The sequence below is a fragment of the Succinatimonas hippei YIT 12066 genome (genome assembly GCF_000188195.1).
GTDB lineage: Bacteria > Pseudomonadota > Gammaproteobacteria > Enterobacterales > Succinivibrionaceae > Succinatimonas > Succinatimonas hippei.
In genome coordinates this window covers 18300-30196 of sequence record NZ_GL831017.1, presented here as the reverse complement: position 1 = coordinate 30196, position 11897 = coordinate 18300, and the positions used below count along the sequence as shown (strand labels likewise).

The following is an 11897-nucleotide window of genomic DNA, read 5'->3' as shown; positions in this document are numbered from 1 at the left end:
CGGCACAATATGCAGTATTAATCCAAAAGCTGCGGTGGTCGGTAGAAATCCTATTCAAGTGTCTTAAAAGGGGGATAAATTTAAGAGGCGTCAATACTTCTTATCTCACCATAGTCTATACAATGGTGCAGGCTTGTCTTATCGCCGCAATCATAAAATACCTTATCTACCTTTATCTTGATGAAAAACAACAGTATTACATATCCATGTACAAGGTGTTCGTCAACTGTGACACGTGGTGGGACGGGGTTTGCGTGAATCTTTTTAAACTCAATATCCGTATACTTAAGCACAATCTTCTTTTAATCCGAAATCTTGCCAATCAATACCGAAAATCACAAACTTCAAAACAACGGGCAGAAGAGTTTAAAAGCTTTGAAGCAGTGATTAAATTTTTAGCTAAAGCCCCGATAAAGACTACGATTGAGACTCATTTTTCATATGCTTAAGGACATGGATATGAAATTTTTAGCAAAAGCCCCGATGAAGACTACGATTGAGGCTGCTTTTTCGTATGCTTAAGATCATGAAGATGTAAAATCTTTGTCTAAAAATTATTGTTTATTTAAAGCAAGTCCAATTAATCGATCGGTATAATCTGCCATAAACAAAGGAATATTTAATACATCACCATCTAATTTAAGATTATCTAAAGAAAAGCGTATTCTAAGTTTGACTTTATCCGGAAATAGCTCTTTAAATTTTTTAAGGATTTTGGCGGATATATTGGTTTCTGCTTTGACTTCTACAGGGAAAATGTCGTTTTCTCTTTGAATTAAGAAATCTACTTCATAGGGAGGATTGTTTTGCGTCCAGTAACGAGGTGCCACTTCAAATTGTGTCAGCAAAGACTGCAGGACAAAGTTTTCGCTTAATGCTCCTTTAAATTCAGTAAATAGGCGGTTGCCTTCACCGAATGCAGTGGGAGCAAGATGTGCCAAACGACGAAGCAAACCTACGTCTACAAGATAAATTTTAAATGCAGACAGATCATCGTAAGCAGCAATAGGAAGTCCGGGAGCATTACTGCGGTAAACTTTATGCACTAAACGCGCATCTATAAGCCACTGCAGGGCATCTTCGTATTCACGAGCTCTTGCGCCTTCTTTGACAACTTTATAAATGAATTTTTTGTTTTCTTTTGCAAGCTGAGAAGGTATAGATTTCCAGATCATGGATATTTTAGGAACTTCGCTGATATTGGGGTGTTTTGCAAAGTCACGCTCATAAGCATTAATAATGTTTGATAGGGCTTCTTGCATAGCAGAAACATCCCGTGCGTTTGTCCACATCAGCACAGATTCAGGCATGCCTCCTGTAACATAGTACATTTTCAACTTCTCATAAAGGGGATTGAAAAAAGCATCAGGAATAGGTTCAATAGTGTTTGTATTTTCCAGATATGCAGCAAGATTTTCATCACCGTTAGCAATTAGAAATTCTGAGAAAGTCATAGGATCTATCTGCATGAAATTGACTTTCCCTACCGGAAAAGAAGAAGGTTTTGCCAGAGCAATTCCCAATAAAGAGCCTGCACAAGCAATGTGATATTGCGGAGCATTTTCACAGAAATACTTCAAAGAGTTTATAACCTTAGGGCAGTCTTGGATCTCGTCAAATATGATAAGGGTATTTTCCGGTACAATTTTTTGGCCGCTTGCAAACATTAAATTTTGCAGAATGCGGTTTACGTCTTTGGTTGTTTCAAAAAATTGTTTGTATTCTTCATTTTCGTCAAAGTTAAAATACGCGATGTTTTTATAATAATTTCTCCCGAACTCTTTAAGGATCCATGTTTTACCGACCTGTCGTACTCCTTTTAAGATTAATGGCTTGCGATATGGAGAATTTTTCCAGGCTATTAACTTTTTTAAAATAAATCGTTTCATAGTTTAGTTATTCACATTTTTATTGATATTTTTGTGTTCTATTATCACATTTTTATTAATAATCAGCAAAGTAAAAACTCTTCTTTAAAGTTTTTTCAGCGTATGCGGAGGTGTTTCTATGTAATGGGTAACAGCACAATCAATTTTCTTGTTTTCTCCGCATATGCAGTGTTGACTCCTATTATCTGTTTTAGATCTTTTTCCCCTTCTTTTCATAAATTTTTGTATACTTTGAAAACTTTTTTGAAACTTTTTTTAATTCTCCCAGTCTTAAATAGTGTGTAGGAATTGTATTAATGGAAAATCAGATGTTTAACGACAAAGCTCAAAACGATGCTCTAATCGTTGAACAGGTCCAGAAAGGCAATTCCCAAGCTTATAACCTGTTGGTTATCAAGTATCAGCACAAAATTCGCGACGTCGCTTTAAAGTTTACGAATAATCAGGCGGACGCCAGCGATATAGCTCAGGAAGCCTTTATTAAAGCTTACAGAGCTATAGGCAGTTTTAGAGGAGAGTGCTCTTTTTATACGTGGATTTACCGTATTACGGTCAACACGGCAAAGAGCTTTCTTGAGAGCAACTCAAAGCATCGCTACGCAGTAGATGTAGATGCTCCGGAGTTTGAATCTCAAGATACTCAAGGAGTTTTGACCTCCAATGAGTCTCCTGACCGGCTTATAGAGTCGGACGAGCTTAAAAGAGTTATTTTTAAAGCTTTAAATGAGCTGCCAAGCGACCTTAAGCAGGCAATCATGCTTAGGGAAATAGAAGGCAAATCGTATGACGAGATTGCCGAAATTATGAAAACTCCGATCGGTACGGTCCGATCCCGAATTTTTAGAGCCAGACAGTTCATTGAAGAACAAATGGCGAAAATCTCAGGCAACTGAGGAGAATTTATATGACAGACGCCAAGCGCAACATAGTCGATTCGGAAAAACTTTCCGAAATCTATGACGGAGAGCATTTTGATGAGGCTTTTGATTGTAATGATGAAAAGCTGAAATCCCATCTTGATAATTGGTCCTTAATCGGCAGCGCTTTACGTGATGAGCTTCCTGAAAAAGTTGACATGTCAATTGCCGATAATGTAATGGCGGCGATTGCAGCTGAAGCTAAGGAAGAAAAAGTGCTTGAAGAGCAGCCTAAGGAGATTGCAGATACTTCAACTTTCAAGGTTCCTGCCTTCTTTAAGAAAGTTTCTTTATACTTTACTCAAATTGCCGTTGCAGCTTCGGTCGCTATGGTTACCGTTGTAGGCTGGCAGACCTATAGCGCCGGTGAAACTTCAGGCATTATTGAGCCTGCTTCCACGAGTACCATGGGAGCTGTCGGCGGTTTGAATCTTGCAAGTTTCCAAAGCGACGATCATGAAGCGGTAATTCATATGAATCAAGTGCCGCGCGAAAGTGCCTCTGTCGTAGAGCACAGACAGCTAAATGCCAAGCAGCTTGAAGAGCTGTGCCAAAAAGAAATTGAGCGCGTCAATTCATATGTAAAAGGTTACGTGCTTAATACCGCTTTAAAATAACGATTGTTTAAATTTATGATTAAAAGTTTGTTAGTAAAAGGAGCTTTAATGCTCCTTACTTTTTTCTATGCCGCAAATAGTTTTGCTCAAACGGAAGAGGCAAAATGCTTCAGCGCTTTTAATGAATTGCGCACCAATTATTTAAAAGCTGAAAAACAGATGACGGTAAGTGTATCAAACAGCTCTGGCATGACCTTGCATCGTTTACTGCATATTTATAAAGACAATAAAAGCATTTCATATTGGGAAAACTTAAACGGTGAAATCCGCGGTTACGCTTTAAAGGGTGATGTGGGTTTTGATTTCAATCAGGACAAAGAATATGCCGGACCGCTTACTTGGCATCAGACTTTAATTTGGGATAGACTATTTAATTCCGACACTGATTTAACCGGTTTTTCCTGCGTTTTAACCGGAAGAACGCGAGTTGCCGGACAAAAGGTAAGTTTAATACGTCTTGCGCCTAAAGATTCATATCGTTACGGTTATTTAATCGCCAAAGACGATGTCAGCGCAATGCCGGTGGAGCTTGCGGTGTTGTCGCCCAATTCCGGCATCATTACCAAAATTACCGTAAATTCCGTAAGCCCCGTTGACGGTTTAAATCTTGATTTAAGCGTATTTGACAATTTAAGCGAACAGAATTCGGTGAACAATAAAGAGGAGAACTCTTTTCTTGAAATCTGGCCTGAGCTTAATATTCCGAAAGAATATAAACTTGTTGAGGAAGGTGAAATTGAAGATAACGGAGCTTTTGTTCCGTATCAGTTATTCTCTGACGGTCTTACGACTTTTAGAGTTTATAAAAATGTTAAAATTTCGGTGGTTATTCCTGCTTTGACTAACGGTACCATCAGTATCTTAAGGAAAAGCTCGGGTGATTATGAATATGCCGTAGTCGGTGAAATTCCTATCCTTTTTGCCGAGTCGGTTTTGTCGGATTTGCCCCGCTGAAGAGCTAAACGGTAAAAATGGAAAAATAAGCGTAAAAAGACATGGCTTTTTCATAGAAAAACGCTTATTTTTCTTTATGATTTGATAAAATCTTGCTGCGTTGCGGCAGACGTGCCTAACGTACTTAAAATAGTAAAATTATTTCTGAAATTTAAAATAAGAGTTTTATCTGATCGCGATTTATAAGGTTTTTTATGTCAACTGCTTACAATCAGAGCTTTGTTCGTAACTTTTCCATTATTGCCCATATCGATCATGGCAAATCCACTCTATCCGATCGCTTCATCCAAGAATGCGGCGGTCTTACCGAGCGTGAAATGCAGTCACAAGTTCTCGACTCGATGGATATTGAGCGAGAGCGCGGCATTACGATTAAAGCTCAGGCGGTGACTTTAAAATATAAAGCTAAAGACAACAATATCTATGAATTAAACTTCATTGATACGCCGGGCCACGTTGACTTTTCCTACGAAGTGTCCCGTTCGCTTTTTGCCTGTGAAGGTGCTTTGCTCGTAGTTGACGCAGGACAGGGCGTTGAAGCGCAGACTCTTGCCAATTGTTATCAGGCAATCGATCTTAATTTGGAGGTAATTCCCGTATTAAATAAGATTGATCTGCCGGCAGCCGATCCTGACAAAGTAATTGATGAAATTGAAGATATCGTCGGCATTGAGGCTCATGATGCCTGTCGCTGCAGTGCTAAAACCGGTGTCGGCGTTATTGATGTTCTTGAGCGCCTGGTGGAAATGGTCCCTCCGCCCAAAGGCGATCCTAACGCCCCGCTTCAGGCCTTAATCATCGATTCTTATTTTGATGATTATTTAGGTGTCGTATCCTTGGTTCGTGTTAAAAACGGAACTTTAAAGAAAGGCGACAAAATTAAGGTCATGAGTACGGGTCAGAACTGGGACGTGGAGCGTCTCGGCATCTCGACTCCAAAACGCGTTGATGTCGACGTTTTAAATTGCGGCGAGGTAGGATGGGTAGTCTGCGGTATTAAAACCATTCACGGAGCACCTGTCGGCGACACCATCACTCACGCCAGAAATCCGGCTGAAGCACCATTGCCCGGTTTTAAAAAGGCCAAACCTCAGGTGTACGCCGGAATGTTTCCGGTTGATACCGATGATTACAATGCCTTTAGAGATGCGCTTGACAAGCTTTCTTTAAATGATGCTTCATTATTCTTTGAACCGGAAAACTCTCAGGCTTTGGGCTTTGGCTTCAGATGCGGTTTTTTGGGTATGCTCCATATGGAAATTATCCAGGAGCGTCTTGAGCGTGAATATAATTTAAATCTTATTACCACGGCGCCTACCGTGGTTTATGAAATCCTCTTAACTTCAGGGGAAACAATCCATATCGACAGTCCGGCAGCATTGCCGCCTATAAGCAATATTTCAGAAATCCGCGAGCCGATTGCCGAGTGCCGCATGCTGATGCCGACAGGATATGTCGGTCCCGTCATGACCTTATGTCAGGAAAAACGCGGCGTGCAGACTTCAATGGTTTATCACGGCGATCAGGTGGCACTTACTTATGAACTGCCGATGTCTGAGGTCGTGCTTGATTTCTTTGACAGGTTAAAATCCGTATCCCGCGGTTATGCTTCGCTTGACTACGGCTTTAAGCGTTTTGAGCGCGGGGATTTGGTGCGTGTTGATATTCTTATCGCCAATGAACGCGTTGACGCTCTTGCCATTATCGTGCACCGTTCCATTGCACAGTCCCGCGGACGTGCTTTAGTTGAAAAGATGAAAGAGCTTATTCCCCGCCAAATGTTTGATATTGCCATTCAGGCGGCAATCGGCGGTCAAATCATTGCCCGCTGCACGGTTAAAGCTTTAAGAAAAGACGTTTTGGCAAAATGCTACGGCGGTGATATTACCCGTAAACGCAAGCTTCTTGAAAAGCAGAAGGCAGGTAAAAAGCGCATGAAGCAGTTAGGACGCGTTGAAGTTCCGCAGGAAGCCTTCCTTGCCATCCTTAAAGTCGGAAAGGAGTAAAACTTGAATACTTTTGCATTAATTTTACTGATAGCAACTATCATCACGGGAGCGGCCTTTTTCTATGACTTTTTTAAGCTGCGTCCCAATCGCAAGTTAAATAAAGAAGCATTCTTGAAGGCAAAGCCTGATGCGGATAAAAAAGAGCTTAAAAAGCTGATGGAGCCTAGCGGCTTTTTAGGTCAGCTTGCCTCTTTATTTCCTATAATCTTATTCGTGTTTTTATTCCGCTCTTTCTTTATCGAGCCGTTTCGTATCCCGTCAGGGTCTATGATGCCGACTTTGCTTTCGGGGGATTTTATCGCCGTCACCAAGTGGAGCTACGGTATACGCGATCCTTTAACCAATAAAACTTTAATTGAGACGGGCAAGCCGGAGCGCGGTGATGTGGTGGTGTTTAAATATCCTGAGGACACCAATGTTGATTACATAAAGCGCGTTGTTGGAGTTCCCGGTGATGAAGTAATTTATCGCAACAAGAAAATTTATCTAAGAAAAGCCTGCACTGCAGAGCGCTGCGACAGTCCTGTAGGTCTTGAAGTTGAAGAAATAGGAACCTACAGCGAAGAGAGCTTTGGATTTGCGGAAAATTACATCTTGTTTAAAGAAAAATTAGGCAAGGCAAATCATGAAGCGATGATAAACCCTCGTGCTCCTGAATTCTTGCAGTACTACTACAGACAGCCCGGCTCCACCTTAGGCTCCTGGGTAGTTCCCGAAGGTCATTATTTTGTCATGGGCGATAATCGCGACAACAGCCGCGACAGCCGTTTCTGGGGCTTTGTGCCTGAAGAATATCTTATCGGCAAAACCGTAGGTATTTGGCTGTCTCTTGAATTTAATAACGGCCCTGATGATTTACTGCCGAGTTTTATTCCAAGCTCAATTCGTTTCTCTCGCATCGGCGGAATTGATTAAGGAGTAAAAGATGGCTGCAACTAAAAATATCTTTGCCTTACATCAATTGGAAATCACTATAGGCTATGCTTTTCAGAATCTGTCATTGCTTGAGCAGGCGTTAACGCACAGAAGTTTTGGTCCCGTGCACAATGAAAGACTTGAGTTTTTAGGGGACTCAATCTTAGGCATGGTAATAGCCAAAAAGCTTTATGCGATGTTTCCGCATAACCCAGAAGGAGATTTAACCAGAATGCGTTCATCCTTGGTGCGTGAAACTACTCTTGCCGAGCTTGCCCGTGAGTTTGGACTTGGTAATTGTTTAAGATTAGGCCCTGGCGAACTTAAAACCGGAGGCGCGCGCCGCGATTCGCTTCTTGCCGATGCTGTTGAATCGGTGATTGCCGCTATGTATCTAGACAGCGGTGAAGAGTTTGATACGGTAAGACAAATCGTTTTAAGCTGGTTCCATAGCCGTTTAAAGACCATAAACCCTAAAGTCAATCAAAAAGATCCGAAATCTTCGCTGCAAGAGTTGCTTCAGTCACAGCATAAACCTTTGCCGCAGTATAAAGTAGTAAATATCTCGGGAACGGATAACGATCAGGTGTTTACCGTTGAGGTATGCGTTGAAGGCGTTAGTGAGAAGTTCTCAGGAAAAGGGTCGTCAAAACGCCGTGCCGAACAAGTTGCGGCACAGCATCTGTTAGACTTTTTTGCTGTTAAAAAGTGATTTTAAAACTCGCCTTATGTTCTTTAAGGTAAGGTTTTTTCTAAGCCATGATTTCTGATTTTCAGGAAGGGTGGTGAATCTTTGAAGTTGAGACGGCTCTCCTGTTGAAACGAATGTCAAGGGAAGAGTTTTCCATGCATTAAGCTTATTGTAAGCAATAAGACCAGACAGAATGTCAGCCGGCATTCTGACCGGATAGCCTTTGGCCAAAAGCTTTTTAGCTCCTTCTTTGGTTATGATGTAGCCAGATGTTCTGTAAACATTTTTACGGCGGTTAAACAGCCAATCCCAGTTGGGAATTCCGATGCGCTTGACTTGAATGCTGCCAAAAGAAATTGTTGCTTTGCTAAATGAATTTAGCCTATCGTCATAGTCTAAAAAAAGAATTTCAAATCCGGTTTTTTCCTGAACATCTTTTATTTGCTCTAAAAATGCCGTGACGTCTGCATTACGCGGAACTACATCATCTTCAATAATTAAAGCTGCGGAAATATTTTCATCAACGATTTTTTGGTAGAGATGTAAATGTGATAAAGCGCAGCCGTACTCTCCGTTGGTATAAACGCGGCTATAAGAGCAACACGAAATGATATTATGCCAAAATCTCTGATGCTTACTACGATCAATATTAAACTTAGTCAAATCTTCTTTGTTGCCGTTTACGGCCGGAAACCAAATAGCGTCATTAATTCCGTATTTTTGTAAACCGGCAAAAACTTTATCACGTCGATTTTGATGATGTTCAAGACTTACAAGAAAAATAGGCAGCATTGTTTTCTCTACTACAAGCTAATATGTTGATAGGTATAAAACACTATATGCTATTATAGTTCACATTATTTTTAATTTGAAATTTAAGCATTCAAAAGGTTAACTTCATGGAGAATAGCTCAAAATTCGGTTTTGTAGCTCTTATCGGTCGCCCTAATGTCGGGAAATCGACCTTGATGAATCATCTTATCGGACAAAAGGTCAGCATTACTTCGCGTCGTCCGCAAACTACCCGTAATCGTGTTTTGGGTATTGATACGCAAGGTGAGTATCAGGCGGTATTTGTTGATACCCCGGGTTTGCATAAAGAAGAAAAAAGGGCTATTAACCGTTTAATGAATCGAGCTGCCGAAAGTGCTCTTGGTGATGTTGAGCTTATTTTGCTGGTAGTTGATGCCACGCTGTGGACGGATGATGATGAAATGGTATTTTCTAAGATTGAAAATACCAAAGTCCCTGTGGTGTTGGTTATAAACAAAATCGACAAACTGCATGATAAAGCAACATTGCTGCCTTTAATTGAACGCTTAAGTAAAAGAGTAAGCTTTAAGGCAATCGTTCCGGTTTCTGCTTTACGATCAACAAATTTAGACGATCTTAAAAAACTTGTGTTTGAGTCTTTGCCTGAAGGACCGCATTGTTTTTCTGAAGACAGTATTACCGACAGATCGTCGCGCTTCATGGCTGCTGAGCTTATTCGTGAGAAGCTAATGCGCCAGATGGGGGATGAACTTCCGTATAGTGCCACGGTTGAGATTGAAGAATTTAAAGAAGAAGAAAATCTACTGAGAATTAGTGCCGTGATCTTGGTTGAGCGCGCCGGCCAAAAGAAAATGGTTATTGGCGCAGGCGGCTCACGTATTAAAAGAATAGGCACCGATGCCCGTATTGATATGGAAAAGCTTTTTGACAGCAAGGTGTTTTTAAATCTCTTTGTAAAAGTCAAAGCAGGATGGGCCGATGATGAGCGTGCTTTAAAGAGCCTTGGATACGCTGATTTTGAGGATAAATAGGTCTGATGCTGACCTTATTGCCGCCAAGTCCTGCCTTTGTGATTCACTCTCGAGAGTATCATGAGCATAGTTTACTCATTGAGTTTTTTACTTTAAATCACGGCAGGGTTGCGGCAATTGCTAAACGAGTAAAAACAGTACGTTCTTCTTTTAAATATTTACTGCAGCCTTTTTTCCCGCTTAAGGTGTCGTTTAAGCAGGGAAAATCCGATTTATGGCAGGTTTATGATGTTGAGCCAAGCGGCGAGCTTATTTCTTTTGCCGTTCCGGAAATTTTCTGCGCGTCATATCTAAATGAACTTTTATATTATTTATATAAAAGTAAGGACTCCGATCCTAAATTATTTGCCTCGTATCTTGAGACTTTAAAAAGCATCTCAGAAAAAATTTCATTAGATAAAGCATTACGTGAGTTTGAATTTGCCCTTTTAGACTCTTTAGGCTACGGCATCCGTTTTGAGGATAAAGACGGAAATGCTTTGCAGTCAGGCTGTTTTTACCATTTTTTGCCTGATAGCGGTTTTATCAAAGTTTCTGACTGTAAATCAGTTTCAGAATCTGTGGAATTTTCTGAGGTTTTTTCCAGTGAAAAGCTTATCATGCTTTTAAATAAGCAATATCTAAGTGTCGATGTTTTAAAATGTGCGCAAAAAATTACAAATAAAGCTTTATCAACTCTATTAAACAATAAAGAAATAAAAAGCCGCGCTTATTATCGGGCGTTTTTACAGTCAAAGGATAAATAGATGGTCACTTTTTATAAACCTAAAGTTAAAACAATTACGCAAAAAGCTTTTGAAGTTGAATGCGTGGATTTGGATCTGCAAGGACGCGGCGTTGCCAAAAAAGATAATAAAACATGGTTTATTTATAATTTAATTCCCGGAGAAAAAGCCCGTGTAGTACCTGTTGCAGTAAAAGATAAAATCGGTGAAGCAAAGGTTACTAAATATATTTATAAGTCAGATAATAGAGCAAAATCACAGTGTCCTCTTGAGGAAAGCTGCGGCGGCTGTCCTTTAGCTTATATAAAAGAAAATGATTTACTTGCCTACAAAGTAAAAGGACTCTATCAGCTGTTAAAAAAATCAGGAGTTGCACTGAATGAGACTCCGTCTTTTGTTGTAAACAGCAATGCATTAAATTACCGCCGTGCCTGTCGATTGGCGATTCGCATCGATCATGGCAAAGTTACGGTCGGTTTTAGAGAAGGAAAATCGCAAAAATTAGTGTCACTTACAACCTGTAAGGTTTTAAGTGAAAGAATTAATGTAGCGATACCTAAAGTTGTCGAGCTTTTAAACAAGCTTCAAGGCAAGCGTAATTTAGGACATCTTGAATTTATTGATTCAGACGGTGCTCTTGGTATCTTTTTAAGGGTAACTGAAAATCTTTCTGATGCTGATTTAGAGATTATTGGATCTTTTGGTAAAGAAAATTCTTATGTAATAAGTGTCGGCATTCCTTACAAACATGAAATTGATTCAAGTGAGCAGATAAAAGAGATTTTACTTACGGATAAAGAAGATGCCCTTTTTATAAATGCTTCTGACTGTAAAATCATTTGTAAACCTACGGCTTTCGTGCAGGTTAATAAAGAAGTAAATAAAGATCTTATAAAGTTGGTTTTAGATGCGGTAAAACCGCATCCCGGCATGAAAGTTTTAGATCTTTTCTGCGGTCTTGGCAATTTTACTTTGCCATTGGCAAAAGAAGGCGCTGAAGTATTAGGCATTGATATCGTGTCATCAATGATTAAAGATGCACAAAAAAATGCAGAGTTAAACGATCTTCATAACGCTAAATTTGCAGTTGCCGATCTTGAGGATGAGTTTGAAAAACAGCAGTGGGCAAAAGTTAAATATGATGCCGTGGTTTTAGACCCGGGACGAATGGGCGCAAAGCGGGCCGCATTGTTTGTTTCAAAGCTTAAAATACCGAAAATTGTAATGATTTCGTGCAATCCTTTAGCTGCGTCACGCGATATTCGTGAATTAATTAAATCAGGGTATAAAATAACAGCATGGGGAGCACTTGACATGTTCCCGCGTACGTCCCATATTGAGTTAATGACTGTTTTTTCTTTGTGAGGAAAATCTA

General features: G+C 40.2%; 12 protein-coding genes. 10 read left to right on the top strand and 2 right to left on the bottom strand.

What is annotated here, in order from left to right; genetic code table 11:
- Nucleotides 1-449, top strand: a 449-nt coding sequence (locus tag HMPREF9444_RS06660; protein ID WP_040909361.1) for a hypothetical protein, incomplete at its 5' end; no start/stop codon positions are given.
- Nucleotides 450-554: 105 nt separating this feature from the next.
- Here the strand turns inward: HMPREF9444_RS06660 and HMPREF9444_RS06655 are convergent.
- On the bottom strand, nucleotides 555-1889 hold the full coding sequence (locus tag HMPREF9444_RS06655; protein WP_009143640.1) for an ATP-binding protein: 1335 nt from the start codon (nucleotides 1887-1889) through the stop codon (nucleotides 555-557).
- 296 nt (nucleotides 1890-2185) lie between these two features.
- Between HMPREF9444_RS06655 and rpoE the strand changes: the two genes are divergently transcribed.
- The 6 genes from rpoE to rnc all read left to right on the top strand — a co-directional run bounded on the left by rpoE (nucleotide 2186) and on the right by rnc (nucleotide 8013).
- Complete coding sequence (rpoE, locus tag HMPREF9444_RS06650; protein ID WP_009143639.1) at nucleotides 2186-2782, top strand: RNA polymerase sigma factor RpoE; 597 nt, start codon at nucleotides 2186-2188, stop codon at nucleotides 2780-2782.
- Nucleotides 2783-2793: 11 nt separating this feature from the next.
- Nucleotides 2794-3423, top strand: coding sequence for a sigma-E factor negative regulatory protein (locus tag HMPREF9444_RS06645; RefSeq protein WP_009143638.1), 630 nt, complete (start codon nucleotides 2794-2796; stop codon nucleotides 3421-3423).
- A 48-nt stretch (nucleotides 3424-3471) separates the two neighbouring features.
- The gene (locus tag HMPREF9444_RS06640; protein WP_040909360.1) at nucleotides 3472-4377 is read left to right on the top strand and encodes a sigma-E factor regulatory protein RseB domain-containing protein; all 906 of its coding nucleotides are present in this window, start codon (nucleotides 3472-3474) and stop codon (nucleotides 4375-4377) included.
- A 194-nt stretch (nucleotides 4378-4571) separates the two neighbouring features.
- Nucleotides 4572-6383, top strand: a complete 1812-nt coding sequence (gene lepA / locus HMPREF9444_RS06635; RefSeq protein ID WP_009143636.1) for a translation elongation factor 4 — start codon at nucleotides 4572-4574, stop codon at nucleotides 6381-6383.
- A 3-nt stretch (nucleotides 6384-6386) separates the two neighbouring features.
- Nucleotides 6387-7301: a signal peptidase I gene (gene lepB / locus HMPREF9444_RS06630; protein ID WP_009143635.1), complete on the top strand. Its 915-nt coding sequence runs from the start codon at nucleotides 6387-6389 to the stop codon at nucleotides 7299-7301.
- 10 nt (nucleotides 7302-7311) lie between these two features.
- A complete protein-coding gene (gene rnc, locus HMPREF9444_RS06625) occupies nucleotides 7312-8013 on the top strand; it encodes a ribonuclease III (protein WP_009143634.1) in 702 nt (233 codons plus the stop codon).
- Here the strand turns inward: rnc and HMPREF9444_RS06620 are convergent.
- Nucleotides 7987-8784: a glycosyltransferase family 25 protein gene (locus HMPREF9444_RS06620; RefSeq protein WP_009143633.1), complete on the bottom strand. Its 798-nt coding sequence runs from the start codon at nucleotides 8782-8784 to the stop codon at nucleotides 7987-7989. The two genes, rnc and HMPREF9444_RS06620, sit on opposite strands and share 27 nt — an antisense overlap.
- Before the next feature lie 107 nt (nucleotides 8785-8891).
- Between HMPREF9444_RS06620 and era the strand changes: the two genes are divergently transcribed.
- Genes era through rlmD form a run of 3 tightly spaced genes read left to right on the top strand, consistent with a single transcriptional unit; the run spans nucleotide 8892 to nucleotide 11887 of the window.
- Nucleotides 8892-9797: a GTPase Era gene (gene era, locus HMPREF9444_RS06615; protein WP_009143632.1), complete on the top strand. Its 906-nt coding sequence runs from the start codon at nucleotides 8892-8894 to the stop codon at nucleotides 9795-9797.
- Between the two features lie 5 nt (nucleotides 9798-9802).
- A complete protein-coding gene (recO, locus tag HMPREF9444_RS06610; RefSeq protein ID WP_009143631.1) occupies nucleotides 9803-10543 on the top strand; it encodes a DNA repair protein RecO in 741 nt (246 codons plus the stop codon).
- Nucleotides 10544-11887 (top strand): 23S rRNA (uracil(1939)-C(5))-methyltransferase RlmD, encoded by a 1344-nt coding sequence (rlmD, locus tag HMPREF9444_RS06605; RefSeq protein ID WP_009143630.1) that lies wholly within the window; start codon nucleotides 10544-10546, stop codon nucleotides 11885-11887.
- Nucleotides 11888-11897: the final 10 nt, after the last annotated feature.